This window comes from Streptomyces sp. NPDC096193, from assembly GCF_040302905.1.
In the GTDB taxonomy this organism is placed as follows: domain Bacteria; phylum Actinomycetota; class Actinomycetes; order Streptomycetales; family Streptomycetaceae; genus Streptomyces.
In genome coordinates this window covers 364820-379335 of record NZ_JBEOSJ010000004.1, presented here as the reverse complement: position 1 = coordinate 379335, position 14516 = coordinate 364820, and the positions used below count along the sequence as shown (strand labels likewise).

17 protein-coding genes and 1 pseudogene are annotated in these 14516 nt (G+C 71.3%); 12 read left to right on the top strand and 6 right to left on the bottom strand.

Annotated elements, in window-relative coordinates:
• Positions 1–141: 141 nt before the first annotated feature.
• The gene (locus ABTX78_RS09525; RefSeq protein WP_502993838.1) at positions 142–1938 is read right to left on the bottom strand and encodes a S8 family serine peptidase; all 1797 of its coding nucleotides are present in this window, start codon (positions 1936–1938) and stop codon (positions 142–144) included.
• Positions 1939–2345: 407 nt separating this feature from the next.
• Between ABTX78_RS09525 and ABTX78_RS09520 the strand changes: the two genes are divergently transcribed.
• From ABTX78_RS09520 to ABTX78_RS09510, 3 genes are all read left to right on the top strand, one after another.
• Complete coding sequence (locus ABTX78_RS09520; RefSeq protein WP_352206206.1) at positions 2346–3395, top strand: glutathione S-transferase family protein; 1050 nt, start codon at positions 2346–2348, stop codon at positions 3393–3395.
• Positions 3396–3679: 284 nt separating this feature from the next.
• Entirely contained in the window at positions 3680–4228 is a 549-nt protein-coding gene (locus ABTX78_RS09515; RefSeq protein ID WP_352206205.1) for an NAD-dependent epimerase/dehydratase family protein, read from the top strand.
• A 5-nt stretch (positions 4229–4233) separates the two neighbouring features.
• Positions 4234–4608, top strand: coding sequence for a Rossmann-fold NAD(P)-binding domain-containing protein (locus tag ABTX78_RS09510; RefSeq protein ID WP_352206204.1), 375 nt, complete (start codon positions 4234–4236; stop codon positions 4606–4608).
• 15 nt (positions 4609–4623) lie between these two features.
• Here ABTX78_RS09510 and ABTX78_RS09505 read toward each other — a convergent pair whose 3' ends face one another.
• Complete coding sequence (locus tag ABTX78_RS09505; RefSeq protein WP_352206203.1) at positions 4624–5490, bottom strand: class I SAM-dependent methyltransferase; 867 nt, start codon at positions 5488–5490, stop codon at positions 4624–4626.
• A gap of 176 nt (positions 5491–5666) precedes the next feature.
• Between ABTX78_RS09505 and ABTX78_RS09500 the strand changes: the two genes are divergently transcribed.
• Entirely contained in the window at positions 5667–6344 is a 678-nt protein-coding gene (locus ABTX78_RS09500; RefSeq protein ID WP_352206202.1) for a winged helix-turn-helix transcriptional regulator, read from the top strand.
• A gap of 71 nt (positions 6345–6415) precedes the next feature.
• On the opposite strand, the gene ABTX78_RS09495 is transcribed toward ABTX78_RS09500, so the two are convergent.
• Positions 6416–6877 (bottom strand): GNAT family N-acetyltransferase, encoded by a 462-nt coding sequence (locus ABTX78_RS09495; protein WP_352206201.1) that lies wholly within the window; start codon positions 6875–6877, stop codon positions 6416–6418.
• 136 nt (positions 6878–7013) lie between these two features.
• Here ABTX78_RS09495 and ABTX78_RS09490 point away from each other — a divergent pair, with 136 nt between their 5' ends.
• Positions 7014–7832 (top strand): methyltransferase domain-containing protein, encoded by an 819-nt coding sequence (locus ABTX78_RS09490; protein ID WP_352206200.1) that lies wholly within the window; start codon positions 7014–7016, stop codon positions 7830–7832.
• A gap of 101 nt (positions 7833–7933) precedes the next feature.
• Positions 7934–8077: a hypothetical protein gene (locus tag ABTX78_RS09485; protein WP_352206199.1), complete on the top strand. Its 144-nt coding sequence runs from the start codon at positions 7934–7936 to the stop codon at positions 8075–8077.
• Between the two features lie 16 nt (positions 8078–8093).
• Here the strand turns inward: ABTX78_RS09485 and ABTX78_RS09480 are convergent, their stop codons facing one another.
• Positions 8094–10019: a glycoside hydrolase family 5 protein gene (locus ABTX78_RS09480; protein WP_352206198.1), complete on the bottom strand. Its 1926-nt coding sequence runs from the start codon at positions 10017–10019 to the stop codon at positions 8094–8096.
• 145 nt (positions 10020–10164) lie between these two features.
• On the opposite strand from ABTX78_RS09480, the gene ABTX78_RS09475 reads away from it, so the two are divergent.
• The 3 genes and pseudogenes from ABTX78_RS09475 (at position 10165) to ABTX78_RS09465 (ending at position 12085) form a co-directional block, all read left to right on the top strand.
• Entirely contained in the window at positions 10165–11442 is a 1278-nt protein-coding gene (locus ABTX78_RS09475) for a 4-hydroxybenzoate 3-monooxygenase (protein ID WP_352206197.1), read from the top strand.
• Positions 11443–11547: 105 nt separating this feature from the next.
• Positions 11548–11850, top strand: a pseudogene (locus ABTX78_RS09470) (methyltransferase domain-containing protein); the annotation flags it as partial.
• Positions 11851–11929: 79 nt separating this feature from the next.
• A complete protein-coding gene (locus ABTX78_RS09465; protein WP_352206310.1) occupies positions 11930–12085 on the top strand; it encodes a hypothetical protein in 156 nt (51 codons plus the stop codon).
• Here ABTX78_RS09465 and ABTX78_RS09460 read toward each other — a convergent pair.
• Positions 12077–12526, bottom strand: a complete 450-nt coding sequence (locus tag ABTX78_RS09460) for an HGxxPAAW family protein (RefSeq protein ID WP_352206196.1) — start codon at positions 12524–12526, stop codon at positions 12077–12079. The two genes, ABTX78_RS09465 and ABTX78_RS09460, sit on opposite strands and share 9 nt — an antisense overlap.
• Positions 12527–12628: 102 nt before the next feature.
• Here ABTX78_RS09460 and ABTX78_RS09455 point away from each other — a divergent pair, with 102 nt between their 5' ends.
• Positions 12629–13138, top strand: a complete 510-nt coding sequence (locus ABTX78_RS09455) for a MarR family transcriptional regulator (RefSeq protein WP_352206195.1) — start codon at positions 12629–12631, stop codon at positions 13136–13138.
• 147 nt (positions 13139–13285) lie between these two features.
• Here the strand turns inward: ABTX78_RS09455 and ABTX78_RS09450 are convergent, their stop codons facing one another.
• The gene (locus ABTX78_RS09450) at positions 13286–13696 is read right to left on the bottom strand and encodes an ATP-binding protein (protein ID WP_352206194.1); all 411 of its coding nucleotides are present in this window, start codon (positions 13694–13696) and stop codon (positions 13286–13288) included.
• 263 nt (positions 13697–13959) lie between these two features.
• Here ABTX78_RS09450 and ABTX78_RS09445 point away from each other — a divergent pair, with 263 nt between their 5' ends.
• Positions 13960–14223 carry a DUF397 domain-containing protein gene (locus ABTX78_RS09445; RefSeq protein WP_352206193.1) on the top strand — a complete coding sequence of 88 codons (264 nt, stop codon included), beginning with the start codon at positions 13960–13962 and terminating at the stop codon, positions 14221–14223.
• 87 nt (positions 14224–14310) lie between these two features.
• Positions 14311–14516: helix-turn-helix domain-containing protein (locus ABTX78_RS09440; RefSeq protein ID WP_352206192.1), on the top strand; the 206-nt coding region annotated here is incomplete at its 3' end.

Genomic DNA, 14516 nt, shown 5'->3' with positions numbered 1-14516 from the left:
GAGCATACGAATCAGGCCACGGCAGTCCAGGCCCCGCGTCCGGCATTCGGACGTGAGGTCCGGGAACAGCGGTGGGGCGCGCCCGCGGAATGTGCCGCGAACGCGCCCCTGACCTGCCCTGTGCTGCTGTGGTGCGGGTGCTCAGAAGGTGAGACTCCAGGTGTCGATGTAACCGGTGTCACCCGAGGCCACATCGCGGACCTGCAGCTTCCATACTCCGTTGGCGACCTCGCTGGAGGCGTCGACGGTGTAGGTCGCCACGACGTTGTCGGCGCTGTCGGAAGACGAGGACGCCTTCAGGTTGCGCACGGTGCCGTCGGGGGCGACCAGATCGACGACGAGGTCACCGCGCCAGGTGTGCTTGATGTCGACGGCGACCTTGAGCGCGGCGGGGGCGTTGCCCGCGCGGCCCGAGACGGCGATCGTGGAGCTCGCGGTCGCGTTGTCGCTGATCGTGACGTCCGCGGCGTTGGTGAACGTGGTGCCACCGGGAGTCGTGGTCGTCACGGCGTTCACGGTCTTGGTGGCGTCGGCGATGCCGGTGCCACAGCCGCCGGTGCACGTGCCGGGCAGCGCACGGGCGTTGGTCTTGATCGCGGACTCGATGTCGGCGGGCGTCAGGGCCGGCTTGGCCGACTCCAGCAGCGCGGCGAGCCCGGCGATGTGCGGGGCGGCCATCGACGTGCCCTGGTAGGGCTTGTAGTTCTCGGCCGACTGCGTGGTGGTACCGGAGTTCAGCGTGGAGAGAACGCCGTTCTCGGGGGTCGTCACGGTACCGGGGGTGTCGGTGGCGCGACGGGTCTCACCGCCGGGCGCGGCCACATCGACGCTGGTGCCGAAGTTCGAGTAGAACGACCGGTTGCCCTCACGGCTGGTGGAGGCCACGTTGATGATGTTGGCGCAGTTCGCGGGGGTGAAGCCGGAGGCGTTCGCGTTGCTGTTGCCTGCCGCGACGACGACCGTGGTGCCGCGGGAGACGGCGCCGTTGATCGCGTTCTGGTAGACGCTCGGGCAGGTGGCGCTCGAACCGCCGAGGCTCAGGTTGATGACCTTCGCGGGGGTGGCGTTGGCCGGGACGCCGGGCACGGTCCCGCCCGAGGCCCAGGTGATCGCGTCGGCGATGTCGGCGGAGGAGCCGCCGCACTTGCCGAGCACCCGGACGGGCTGGATCTTCGCGTTGTACGCGATGCCGGCGACGCCCTTGGTGTTGTTGGTGGTGGCCGCCACGGTGCCCGCGACGTGCGTACCGTGCCAGGACGAGTTGCTCGCCTTGGAGCCCGCACCGCACTCGCCGTCGGTGGCGTTCCAGTCGCCCTCGTCCTTGGCGTTGTTGTCCCGGCCGTTGCCGTCGCGGGCGTCGGCGGAGGAGGAGATGAAGTCGTAGCCCGACACCACGTTGCCCGCGACGTCGGAGTGGGTGGCGTAGCCGGTGTCGATGACCGCGACGGTGACGCCGCTGCCGGTGGTCTTGTCCCAGGCGCCGGGCACATTCATGCCGCCGGTGGCCTCGAACAGGTCCCACTGCTTGGCGTACTCGGTGTCGTCGGGCGCTACTGCCATCGCGTAGGCACGGATGTCGGGTTCCACGGAGGCCACCGAGGGGTCACCGCGGAAGGCGTTCATGACCTCGGTGAGGTCCTTCTTCGAGGTCTCGCCGCCCAGGTCCACCAGGGCGGCTCCACCGGCGAGGCGGCGCTCGAAGGCGAGGCGCTCGCCGGTCTCGGACCCCTTGGCGGTCGCGTCACCGGCGGCGGCGGTGTTGGAACGTGCCTCCGCCGCGGCCGCCTTGTAGGTGACGATGACCTTCTCGACCGGCGCGACCGGCAGGCCGGCCATGGTCTGCGAGGCCGGAGCCGGCTTCGGCGGCGGGGTCGGGGTGGCGGCGAGGGCTACGGAGGACGTGGCGGCCACGGCGGCAATCGTGGCACTCGCGGCCACGACGGTTATGAGTCTCCGTCTGGAACCGTTCAAGGTGTACCCCTTCAGATGACGGCGCGGAGCGCGGCGGACGGCGCGGGAACCGCGGTTCGCTGTGGGGGTGCGACCCGCGATTCCCTGGGCCGGGTACGCCCGAGCGCCCCCGCCGCCGCAAACGGCCCCTGGTCAAGGGCCGCCACCGGCGAAACCCCTGATTTCCATGCACCTGACATCAGTGAGTCGGGGCACGAGATCCGCCGGTTCGGCAGACAGTAGGGAAAGCCGAGATGAACCCGATACGGGGAAAACCCTTGTCACCCCCGTGCTGGGACCCGCGAGAGCGCAGGGCGCGGCGCAGACTGGGCATGCGTACAGCGCACGGCCGCACCCGGCCGCGCGGCAGGACGCGGAGCGGAAGGAGACAGGACATGAGCCGCCCCACCGCCAGTGACGGCAGCACGCGCGACGACCAGGGGGGCAACGCCGCGTACGGGAAGAAGCCCTTCAAACGGTCCACCAGTCATTTCGCCGACCGCATCACCGCCGACGGGAGGGAAGGCCGGCCGGTGGAGGCGGACCGCTACCGTCTGGTGGTGAGCCGGGCCTGCCCCTGGGCGAGCCGCGCCCTCGTCTCCCGACGGCTCCTCGGACTGGAGAGCGCGCTGTCGCTCGCCGTCACCGACCCGATCCAGGACGACCGCAGCTGGCGCTTCACCCTCGACGCGGGCGACCGGGACCCCGTCCTCGGGATCCACTTCCTCAGCGAGGCGTACGACGCGCGGGAGAAGGACTACCCGGGCGGCGTCAGCGTGCCGGCGATCGTGGACGTCCCCACCGGTGAGCTCGTCACCAACGACTACCAGCAGATCACCCTGGACTTCGCGACGGAGTGGACGGCGCTGCACCGCCCCGGAGCCCCCGACCTCTACCCCGAACGGCTCCGCGACGAGATGGACGAGGTGATGGGCGACATCTACCGGAACGTCAACAACGGCGTCTACCGCGCCGGGTTCGCCTCGGAGCAGAAGGAATACGAGGCCGCGTACCACGACGTGTTCCGACAGCTCGATCTGGTCTCCGAGCGGCTGTCGGACAGGCGCTACCTCATGGGGGAGACGATCACGGAGGCGGACATCCGGCTGTTCACCACGCTCGTGCGCTTCGACGCCGTCTACCACGGTCACTTCAAGTGCAACCGCTCGAAGCTGACCGAGGACCCGGTGCTGTGGGCGTACGCCCGGGACCTCTTCCAGACCCCCGGCTTCGGCGACACCGTCGACTTCGACCACATCAAGCGGCACTACTACCAGGTACACGAGGGCATCAACCCGACGAAGATCGTGCCGCTGGGACCGGACACGTCGGGATGGCTGACCCCGCACCACCGCGAGGAGTTGGGCGGACAGCCCTTCGGCGACGGCACACCCCCGGGCCCGGTGCCCGCCGGGGAGGAGGTCCCGGCGGCGGGGCGCCCCTGAGCCCCGCCGGCCCGCGGCCTCCGCACCTGTGGGGGGGGATCTGTGACGACTCCGCCCGCCCGCCGTCGCCGGGAACAACCGTGGACGCCCGCGGACGGCGGACCTGTCACAGGCGCGCCCCATACGTACCGACGTGACGATCGCCCCGTGCGCCCCCTGTGCGGCGGTACCTTCGTTCTGCGTACCGAAGCCTTGGGGGGACACCGAGGCGCAGGACCCTGCTCGCCGCTGCCGTCGCCGCAGCGAAGCGCGACCGTGTGGTGACCGACCTTCGAGGAGCTGCGATGACCTCGCCCGGCGATGGGCTTCATGTGGTGTTCGGCGCCACCGGTGCGATCGGGAGCACGGTGGTGGCCGAACTGCTGCGCCACGGACGCCCGGTGCGGGCCGTGAGCCGCGGAGGCCGTGCGCCAGAGGGCGCCGAGGGCGTCGCCGCCGACGCCGCCGACCCGGCCCAGGCCGCTTCGGCGGCTGCCGGGGCAGCGGTCGTCCACCACTGCGCCAGTCCTCCCTACACCCAATGGCCCGAGCTGTTCCCCGAGTTGACCCGCTCGGTGCTGGCCGCCGCCGAGTCCGCGGGCGCCAAGCTGGTGTTCGCCGACAACCTGTACTCCTACGGACCCGTGGACGGGCCCCTGCGCGAGGACCTCCCGGCCGCGGCGCAGGGCCGCAAGGGCCGGACCCGCACCGCCATGGCGGCCGAACTGCTCGACGCGCACCGCACGGGGCGGGTGAGGGTCGCGATCGGCCGGGCATCGGACTACTACGGGCCGCGGGGCACCCACTCCACGGCGGGCGAGACCCTGTTCGGGGGTCTCCTGGCGGGCAGGTAGCCCCAGTGGGTCGGCAGTACGTCCCAGGCGCACACGCTGCACCATCTGCCGGACATCGCGCGCGGGCTCACCCCGAGGCGGACGGCCAGGTCTGGCACCTTCCGGCCGACGAAGCGCTGACCGCCCAGCAGTTCACCGATCTCGCGGCCGGGGCTGCCGGACGACCCGTGCCCGCGACGATCGCGGTCGCGGGACCGGCCGTGCTCGCCGTGGGCGGCCTGTTCTCACCGATGCTGCGCGAACTGCGGGAGACCGCCTACCAGTTCAGCGCTCCCTTCGTCGTCGACAGCTCGAAGTTCGGCTCCGCCTTCGGCCCCTTCGAACCCACACCCCACGCGGAGGCGGTGGCCGCGACCGTCGAGTGGTACCGCTCCCGGTGACGGCCCGGCAGGGCCTCAGGCGCTCCTGCGGGCGGTGACGAGGAGGTACTCCCAGTCCAGCGCGGTGGTCCCGGAGGCGTCCGCGTGGCGGACGGCGAGTTCGTCGAGGTCACGGTCCAGCGCGGCGACCTTCTCGGCGTCGTCCGCGATGTTCCGGTAGGTCGCGATGGTCGGACCGTAGTTCGCCCTGAAGTACTCCCGGAACGCCTCGGGCTTGTCGAAACGGCCGATCCGCACGGTCTGCCGCCGCGCCTCCACGGCCGTCACCCGGTCCCCGAGGAGTTCGCGGACATGTGCCTCCTGACCCCACAGCGGCGGGGGCTGGGCGCCGGGAGGCGGCTTGGGGGCGTACGGCTTCATCACCGCGAACATCTGCCCGATGAAGCCCTCCGGGGTCCAGCAGATCAGGCCGATGGTGCCGCCCGGCCGGCAGACCCGGACCAGTTCGTCCGCGGCGGCCTGATGGTGCGGCGCGAACATGACCCCGAGACACGACATCACCGTGTCGAACTCACCGTCGGCGAAGGGCAGCGCCTCGGCGTCGGCCTCCCGCCACTCCACCTCGGCCCCGCGCTCGACGGCGAGCTTGCGCCCGACGTCCATCAGCTCCGGGGTGAGGTCACTGGCGACCACCTCGGCCCCCGCGAGGGCGGCGGGAATCGCGGCATTTCCCGTGCCCGCGGCGATGTCCAGCACCCGCCGGCCACTCCGTACACCGCACGCCTCGACGAGCGTCGCGCCGAGATCGGGAATGAGCTCCGCCGCCACGGCGGAGTAGTCGCCGAGCGCCCACATCTTCCGGTGCCCGGTCTTCAGTGCACGGTCGGCATCGACCGTTTCGGTGGCTTGGGTGGCTTGGGTGGCTTCGGTGGCTTCGGTCATGACGGCTCTCCTCGGCTCTCGCGCCGCACGGATACGGGCCGGCGCCTGTATCGAGCGTAGGAAACGAACGGACACCGCCCCTAGTACGGAATCTGTACCAGCGGCCCAAGGGACGGAAGCCGTATCCCTCGCCGTCGACGGTGGTCGGCTCACCGAACCGGCCGTAGCCTGCTCGTATGGGGTCCTCGTACTACCAGTTCTGCCCCGTCGCCAAGGCGATGGAGCTGCTCGACGAACGCTGGACCCTGCTCGTCGTACGGGAGCTGGTGACCGGCACCGAGCACTTCAACGAGCTGCGTCGCGGAGTACCGCGGATGTCGCCCACGCTGCTCTCGAAACGGCTTCAGCAGCTGGTGCGCGCGGGGATCGTGGAGCGGCGCGCGGAGGGGCACGACGTCCGGTACGTCCTGACACCGGCCGGCGAGGAGCTGCGTCCGGTGATCGAGGCACTGAGCGTCTGGGGCGTGCGCTGGATCGGGGAACTCGGCGACAAGGATCTCGACCCGAAACTGCTGCTGTGGGACATGCGTCGCCGCGTCGACCACCGAGCCGTACCCGACGGCAGGTCGGTGATCCGCTTCCTGTTCCCGGATGTAGCCCTCCCGGTGCGGGACTGGTGGCTCGTGATCACGCCGACCGAGGCGGACGTCTGCGACCGGGACCCGGGGTTCGACGTGACCGTCACGGTCTCCGCCGCCCTGCGGCGCATGATCGAGATCTGGCGCGGCGACCTGGCCTGGGCCCAGGCTCTGCGCTCGGGTGCGGTCGAGGTACAGGGACCGGAGGCGCTGCGCAGGGCGGTCCCGCTCTGGTTCACGCTGCCGCCGTTCGCGGCGGTGCCGCGGCCCTTCTGAGACGCGAACCCTGGAAGACAGGGGTACCGGTGGGGAACCGCTGCGGTCCCGTCGCGGGCGCAGTCCCGTGCCTACGGCCCCGGCTTCCAGACGTAGCGGACGTCCGGCTCCCGCTCCTCGTTGCGCGAACCGTCGGTGCGCTCCACCTCCGCGAAGCCGTGGCGCTCGTAGAACCGCCCCGCGGGCCCGTTGACCTGGAACGTCCACAGCGCCAGCCCCTCGGGGCGCTGCCGCTTGGCCAGCCCGACGAGCCGGTCGCCCAGCCCGCGGCCCCGCCATGACGGATCCAGGTACAGCTGCTCCAGTTCCCGGCCGTCGAGCACCAGCAGCCCGGCGACCGTGCCGCCGGCGACCGCGACCCAACTCTCGTGGTGGGGTACGACCACGTGCGCGAACCACGCACGCACCTCGTCGTCGCTGTGTGCCCGCCGCACCGTGGGAAGGGCCGCGGAGAAGGAACGCAACCATGTGCGGGCCATCCCGTCGGCGTCCGCGTCCACGGCACGTCGCAGGACCAGGACGTCTCTGTTCATGGGTGCGACTCTCGCACAGACGGGCGGGCACCAGGGGTGCGAGCATGGGACCAGACGGCGGCCGACGTGACGACCGGCGAGGAACCGGCCACATGGCCGGTGGACGACCAGTGAGCTCACTCCGGAAGGGGACGCCATGGGGGACTCCCGACCGACCTCCGATTTCCACACGGAGAACATGTCCGCGTCGGGTGTCGAGCGGCTCGTCGCCGCCCTGGACGCGCAGGAGGGCACGCCTGGCGTGCGCCGCCTGCGCGCGTGGGCGCATCGCGGGCTGTCCGCTCGGCCCGGGGAGCGGGCGCTCGACATCGGCACCGGCACCGGGTCGGAGGTGCGGGCACTCGCCGCGGCGGTGGCGCCCGGCGGCGATGCGCTGGGTGTGGAGCCGAACCCCGGTCTGCGTGCGGTCGCCGAGCGGCGAGCCGCTGAAGCGGGCAGCACGGCACGCTTCGCCGAGGGCGACGCCCTGGCGCTGCCCCTCGGTGACGCCTCGGTCGACCTGGTGTGGTGCGAGCGGGTGTTCCAGCACCTCGACGAGCCGCAGAAGGCGGCCGGGGAGATCGCACGCGTCCTGCGGCCCGGCGGCCGCGTCGCCCTCATGGACACCGACTGGGCGACGGCCATCCTGCACCCGGGAGAGCCCGAGGTGGTGAAGGCCCTGAGCGCCGCCGCGCTCGCCGCCGCGGCCAACCCCTATGCGGGGCGCCGGCTCGTCGGTCAGCTGAGGGCCGAGGGGTTCGAGATCAACGACGTGGGCTCGCAGGCCCTCATCCAGAACAGTCTGGAGACCGTGGAGCCGCTGATCAGAACGCTGGGGGACACGGCCGTACGCAGTGGGCTGATCACCGAGCCGCAGCGGGAGCGCCTCTACGAAGAGCTGATGGCGGCAGGCGAGCACGGTGCGCTCCATCTGTCCGTGACCATGTTCGGCGTCATCGCGCGTCGCCCGGCCTGAGCGGAATGGGCCGAACCGCGGATGCTTCCCTCCTGACGCACATCGACCGGGCGTCCCGGGGTAAGCAGTCCCTGACACGTATGTGATCAGTTGGAGGAGACATGGCCGGAATCCTGGACCGCATCAAGTCGTTCGCCCGGAGTCCCAAGGGACGCCGGATGATCGACCAGGGTCGGAGGGCCGCCGCCGACCCGCGCAAGCGCGCCCAGGCGAAGGAGACGCTGCGGAAGTTCCGGTCGCGCTGACCGCGATCGGAATGCTTCAGCGGAGCCTTCTGCAGAGCAGGGCGTCAGGCGTTCTCGACGAGCCGACGCGGCCGGTGTAAGCGACACCGGCCGCGTACTCGTCGTCCGCGCACTGTCCCTTGTAGCGCCCCTGCGCGAAGTCTCCGCCCTTCGCTGCGGCGGGACGGTTGTCGCCGCGGTCGAACCAGACGGTCCGGCCGCCGCCACCGGGCGCCGCGTCGGAGGGGGCGCACAAGACGGTGGAGACCGCGGCCCCGCGGACGCTGTAGCCGATGAGCAGGTGGCGGGGCGGGCACTCCAGCTTGGTGTACCCCAGGGCCCAGTCGCCGGTGCCGACGTACCGTTCGTCGCGCACCACCTCGTGCCCGGCACCCGGGGTCCAGGGGTCGCGCGCGCCCGCGTCGGTGCACAGCCCACGGTTGCCGGTGTGGCCGAGGCCCGCGAGCCGCTGACCGTCGGGGCAGACCGCCTTGCGGGCGCCGGAGTCCCAGTCGGGCAGGGCGCGCATCCGCAGGGACTGGACGAAGTCCCCGTGGTCGGGGCTGAGCATCGACCAGCGGTCGACCGGGGCCACCTGGCCGCTGCGCCCGTCGGCGGCGATCAGCCGGCTCCAGGCACCGGCACGCCAGTCGTCACCGTCGAACACCCCGATCCGCCCGCCGGCCGCGTCCCAGTGCAGCAGGGCCCAGCCGTTGCCCTCGCGGTTCTCGTGCCATCCGACGAGCGGCCAGTACGCGAAGTCGGCGTCCGTCCGGACGAGGAAGTCGACGAAGTTCTCGAACCACGCCCGTTGCTTCTCCCCGTGCTCGTCCCGGCCCCCGACGCCGAACTCGCTGATCCACACCGGCGCGGTGAAGTGCCGGTCCCCTTCGCCACTGACGTAGAACGCCTGTCGGCGCAGTACGTCGTGGAGTTCGGCGCGGGTGAAGTCCCGGTAGCGGTTGTCAGAGGTCTCGCCGGTGCCGGTCGCGCCGCTGTGGTGGGGGCCGGTGTAGTCGTAGAAGTGCGCGGAGTAGACGAGTTTGCCGGACCTGACCAGGGTGTGCGAGAGCCGCTGGACGGGCTCCAGGGTGGGGCGCTCGTGCGGAAGACCGTCGACGGGAATGCCGGTCCAGTTGATGCCCTCGACGACGATCAGGAGGTCCGGGTTGGCCTCCTGGAGGATGCGGTCGCCGAGCCGCTGTGTCGCCGCGAACCAGTCGTGACGGTCACCGAGGCCCCAGTTGGGGTCGTCCCACACCGAGCGGCGCACTTCGTTGTAGAGGTCGGCGCCCACGACGCGCGGGTTCGCGCGGTAGCGCCGTGCCATGAAGAGCCAGTCGTTCTCCCATGTCGCGTCGCTCTGGCTCGTGTTCCACCGCTCGTTGCCGTCGACGCCGCAGCACCAGCGTGTGGTGTTGGTGTGGTTGTTGAGGACGACCGCGAAGCCGGCACCGGTGAGTGCCGCGACGGCCGCGTCGTACACCTGGAGCGGGGTCCTGCCGCGCAGCGACGGGTTGGCGGCCACCGACGCGTCCGCGACCGGACGGGTGTCGCGCAGCATCTCGTTGGAGAAGGGGAGCCGCACGCTGTTGAGGCCGAGTTCGCGGAAGCCCGCGACGATCTCGCCCATGGAGGCGCGGTCCAGGCCGAGCGGCATACGGTCGGACTTCTCGCCGGCGTGGTTGTCCGCGGCGTTGTCCGGGCTTCCCGAGCCCGTCCAGGTACCGCTCGCCCCGTGCCAGTTGCCCGACTTCAGCTTGAACCGGTTGCCGTCCGCGTCGACGATGTAGCGGCCGCGGGTGCTCAGCGGAGGGGTCCACGCCGCCTGCCGCACGGCCGGCTTCTCAGCGACCTCGGGGCGGGGCGGTTCGGCCGCCTGGGCCGGCAGCCCGGCGGAACCCGCCAGCAGGACGAGCACGGCGGCGGGCACCAGCCTGATCAGGGACCTGTTCACGGCCATCCATTCGACGAACACCGGCCACGGGCACCCGGTCGGTGGTTGACATGACTGCGCCATAATCGCGGGACCGGGCGGCCGTGACCAGAGCACCTCCGGACACCTTCGCGGCCGCCGAGGCTGACTGAGCACCGTCATAATGCTGGGCATGGTCGCCGTCCCCCCGTCTTCCGACGCCTCTTCGTTCCCCGCCCTCGCCTCGTCGCCCCGAACGCCGCCGTACCGCACCCGGGTCGTCGTCATCGGCGCGGGCCCCGCCGGGCTCACCGTCGCCAACATCCTGCGGGCCGCATCCGTGGACTGCGTGGTGCTGGAGACGGAGAGCAGAGAGTTCATCGAGCAGCGGCCGCGTGCCGGCTTCCTCGAGGAGTGGGCCGTTCGGGCACTCCAACGGCGGGGTCTGGCCGACCGGTTGCTCCAGAACACCGAAACTCACGGGGAGTTCGAGTTCCGCTTCGCGGGGGAGCGCCATCGCTTCCCGTACGGCGAGATGACCGGCAACCGTCACTTCGTCTATCCGCAGCCGCTGTTGGTCACCGACCTCGTCCGCAGGTACGCCGACGAGCTGGGTGGCGAGATCCGCTTCGGTGTCCGGGACGTGGAGCTGCACGCCGTCGACACGGACCGGCCCGAGGTCTCCTACACCGACCCGGAGACGGGCGAGCGCCGGCGCATCGTGTGCGAGGCCGTGGCCGGCTGCGACGGGGCGCGGGGAGTGACCCGCGCGAGCATGCCCCCGGAGCACGCGGCCGTGGCGCGGCACGACTACGGCGTGGGCTGGCTCGCCCTCCTCGCCGAGGCGCCCCCGTCCAACGACTGTGTCGTCTTCGGCGTGCACGGCCGCGGCTTCGCCGCGCACATGGCCCGCAGCCCCCAGGTCACCCGCTACTACCTGGAATGCCCGCCCGGCGACGACCCGGGCAACTGGCCGCACGACCGCGTGTGGTCCGAACTGCGGACGCGGCTGTCGGCCGACGGAGCCCGGCCGCTCGCCGAGGGCCCGCTGATCGAGAAGCGCGTACTGGACATGCACAACTACGTCGTGGAGCCGATGTCCTACGGCCGGCTGTATCTGGCGGGCGACGCTGCCCACCTCGCGGCGCCGATCGCCGCGAAGGGCATGAACCTGGCGCTGCACGACGCACTGCTGCTCGGCGACGCGCTGGTCGCCCACTGCGCCAAGGCGGACGACAGCGGGCTGCGCGGCTACTCGGCGGCCTGTCTGCGGCAGGTCTGGCAGTACCAGGAGTTCTCGCAGTGGCTCGCGGAGGTGATGCACGGGGCCTCGTCGGGCGACCCGTTCCGGGCGGCGTCCGCGACGGCCCGGCTGCGGCGGATCTTCGAGTCACCCGCGGCGGCGGCCGCCTTCGCCGAGCTCTACATCGGCAAGGACATCGACGGCGGGGGACACCCCGGCACGGCATGAGCCGCACTGGAACCGTGGTTCCGTGGCATATCCGCCCGGCCGGCTGCTGCCGTCCGGCGATACGCGGATGACGAGTGCGGTCCCCGGGTGTGAAGGAGCCGGACCATGAGGGCTGCGCGGGCCGCCGTGCCGGACCGTATCCGCTGGGCGGTTGACCTCCTCGATCCGGGACCCGCCGACCGAGTGCTGGAAATCGGATGCGGTCCGGGAGTCGCGGCACTGCTCGTGTGCGAACGTCTGAGGACCGGTCGGCTGCCGGCCGTCGACCGGTCGGCCGTGGCGCTCGCGCGCACGGCCGACCGCAACGCCGCCCACGTGGCGGCCGGCCGCCTGGAACTGCGCTGTACGGAACTGGCGTCGCTGGAGGTCCCGGACGGCCTCCTGGACGCCGCCCTCGCGGTCAACGTCAATCTGTTCCGGACCCGCTCACCCGGCACCGAACTGGCGCTCCTCCCCCCCCGTGCCGCGACCTGGCGGGGTGCTGCACGTGTGCTACGGGCCGGGCGGACCGCAGTCGGCCGAGCGCGTGACCGCGCCGGTGGCCGACGCGATACGTGCGCACGGGTACACCGATGTGCGGGGCCGCACCGACACCGCCGGTCTCGCGGTCTCCGGCCGGGCGCAGGACAGCGGATCACCCTGACGTCTGCAGCGCGGCTGCTTCGACGCTGACCGGAGAACCGGCATCGATCCGAGTCCCGGCAGCGACCCGAGTCCCGGCGGTGACCGGAGAGCCTGCGGTGACCGGTGGGACGTGCGGTGCGCTGACTGGGGCCGCCTGCGGCCTGCGCCCCGCCAGCCGGCAGCCGACACAGCCCGGGTGCCCGTACCGGACGGTGGTGTCCCGGATGCGAGGGCTGCGAAGGTCCGGGGGCCGGGGCCCGCTGGGCTTGCCCCACCCCGCGAGGTGCAGCAGCCAGGTGGTGATCGCGGAGAGCACGACGACCGCTCCCCCCAGACCGAGGCCCCACGGCGAGCCGGCGGCGAGTCCCGCCCCGAGCACGGCGGTCCCGGCCGTGGCCAGCGCGGTGCCGGTCCAGCCGGCCACCGTGTGGCCCATGTCGTGATCGCCGTGCACACTCATCTGTGGCTCCTCACCGGTGGTGTGATGGATCAGCGACCTGGGCACACCCACACCCAGGAACGTCTTACGAACTAAGTAACTTAGATGCTAAGGGGATTTCCGGTGGAGGGCAAGGCGCGCCCGGAGGCGACGGCCGCAGAGGCGCAGTACGCGATGGACCGCATGATCGCGCTGGCGCAGTTCGGGCAGCAGGACATCGCGGGGCGGCTGGGACTCAACGTCACCGACCTCACCTGCCTCGGTTTCGTCATCGAGGCCGGTATGGCGGGAGAGTCGCTCGCGGCGGGCGACCTGGCCGAGCGGGCCCGGCTGACCACGGGCGCGGTGACGGGTGTGCTCAACCGTCTGGAGAAGGCCGGCTATGTGCGTCGCCGGGCCGATCCGGGAGACCGCCGTCGGGTGCGCGTGGTGATGGAGGAGTCGGCCCAGGCGCGCATCCTCGAGGTCTACGGCCCGTTCTACGAGCGGATCGCCGCGCTCTTCGCGGACTATTCGCCGGACGAGGTGGCGGTGCTGGCCGACTGGTTCACGCGGGCCAGGGACGCGATGCAGGCCTCACTGGAGGAGACGCGGGGTGGGGGCCCGGCGTCCGGCGATCGGCAGGTGCCGTAGTCCGGCGTCCGAGCGGCCCGTCCGCGGCCGGGGGCCCGGCAAGGCGAAGGCGGGCTCATCGGGCAGGCTCGCCGCAGGGGCGCGGTTCCGGACCCGCACGAGGCGGGCGTCATCCGCCCGTACCTCACTGGCGTCGTCGCGCCGGCGTCACTGAAGGGGCAGCGTCGCCCAGACCGTCTTGCCCTTCGGCGGGGTCAGGGACCACGACCACGTGTCACAGAGCGCGCTGATGAGGTGCAGGCCCCGGCCGCCGAGTGCGCATTCGTCCGCGCTGCGCGGACGTGGTGCGGTGGAGCTCGGGTCGGTGACCGCGCACACGAGGTCGCCGGGCTGCCGGAAGATGCCGAGCCAGACCGGGTAGTCGCCGTCCGCGGGCGATGCCGGGTCCAGTGCGTGCTGCACCGCGTTGGTGACGAGTTCGCTGACGACCAGCTCGGCGTCCGGGACAAGCTGCGGAAGCGCCCAGCCGGTGAGAGTCGTGGCGACGAACTGCCGTGCCTGTGAGGCGTTCTGGAGCCGACCGTCAAGTCCGCACGCGGCGAATCCGGTCTGGCTCATGCTCTGGTTCCAGGCCCACTGAGGTTCGCCCGCGGGGTTCGTCGCGGGGAGTGGTTCCGCGCCAGGCTCCGCACCGCAGAACCGGCTTCCGTGCCTGGTGCTCGTGCTCGATGAGGCTGACACGTGAGTTGTCACTGGTCATGTCCCCCTGGAGGAAATGGACTTCGGCGCTGCACCGGCCGCCGTGGAGCGAGTATGGTCGAGCGCCACCCAAGAATGCAATTGCATCTGGGATTGCAATGGTTGGGTGTCGGTGCGAACGAATGTACGAAAATGAAAGGGCTGTTGCAGTGGAGTCTTTCTTCAACGGCATGCGGGCGACTGGGCTGGGCTCCGTGGCGTGGACCAAGAGCAGTCACAGCAATGCGACCGGGAACTGCGTTGAGCTGGCAGAGCTCCCTGAGGGGCGTGTGGCGTTGCGCAACTCCCGTGACCCTCAGGGGCCCGTGTTGATCTATACGCGTGATGAGATCGCTGCGTTCGTGGCGGGCGCCCGAGGCGGAGACTTCGACTTCTTCATCGGCTGAAAATCGCTCCAAGAGCGACGTATTCCGAGCCATGGAAGCCTCATTGGTGGATACTGGGCGTCTTCCCCGCGTCCGCAGGAGCGCCCAATGGCTGCAGCCGATCCGAATGCGTCGTTGTTCGTACGACCGCTAGGGGCGGTGGAGAAGAACCCGACGGCACTGAAGCTCATCGTCGGCGGCAAGTTGCGCGAACTGCGCGTCGCCGCCGGACTGGATCCCGCCGATGTCGACAGCAAGCTGGGTTTCTCGCAGTCGAAAACCAGCCGCATCGAGCTCGGACGGCACGGCTGCAA

What these genes read in the sequence shown, in the direction of transcription:
- ABTX78_RS09520 (WP_352206206.1), top strand. Translation starts at nt 2,346, where the DNA reads ATGAGCCGCCCCACCGCCAGTGACGGCAGCACGCGCGACGACCAGGGG.
- ABTX78_RS09515 (WP_352206205.1), top strand. Translation starts at nt 3,680, where the DNA reads ATGACCTCGCCCGGCGATGGGCTTCATGTGGTGTTCGGCGCCACCGGT.
- ABTX78_RS09505 (WP_352206203.1), bottom strand. Translation starts at nt 5,490, where the DNA reads ATGACCGAAGCCACCGAAGCCACCCAAGCCACCCAAGCCACCGAAACG.
- ABTX78_RS09500 (WP_352206202.1), top strand. Translation starts at nt 5,667, where the DNA reads ATGGGGTCCTCGTACTACCAGTTCTGCCCCGTCGCCAAGGCGATGGAG.
- ABTX78_RS09495 (WP_352206201.1), bottom strand. Translation starts at nt 6,877, where the DNA reads ATGAACAGAGACGTCCTGGTCCTGCGACGTGCCGTGGACGCGGACGCC.
- ABTX78_RS09490 (WP_352206200.1), top strand. Translation starts at nt 7,014, where the DNA reads ATGGGGGACTCCCGACCGACCTCCGATTTCCACACGGAGAACATGTCC.
- ABTX78_RS09485 (WP_352206199.1), top strand. Translation starts at nt 7,934, where the DNA reads ATGGCCGGAATCCTGGACCGCATCAAGTCGTTCGCCCGGAGTCCCAAG.
- ABTX78_RS09480 (WP_352206198.1), bottom strand. Translation starts at nt 10,019, where the DNA reads ATGGCCGTGAACAGGTCCCTGATCAGGCTGGTGCCCGCCGCCGTGCTC.
- ABTX78_RS09475 (WP_352206197.1), top strand. Translation starts at nt 10,165, where the DNA reads ATGGTCGCCGTCCCCCCGTCTTCCGACGCCTCTTCGTTCCCCGCCCTC.
- ABTX78_RS09460 (WP_352206196.1), bottom strand. Translation starts at nt 12,526, where the DNA reads ATGAGTGTGCACGGCGATCACGACATGGGCCACACGGTGGCCGGCTGG.
- ABTX78_RS09450 (WP_352206194.1), bottom strand. Translation starts at nt 13,696, where the DNA reads ATGAGCCAGACCGGATTCGCCGCGTGCGGACTTGACGGTCGGCTCCAG.
- ABTX78_RS09445 (WP_352206193.1), top strand. Translation starts at nt 13,960, where the DNA reads ATGTACGAAAATGAAAGGGCTGTTGCAGTGGAGTCTTTCTTCAACGGC.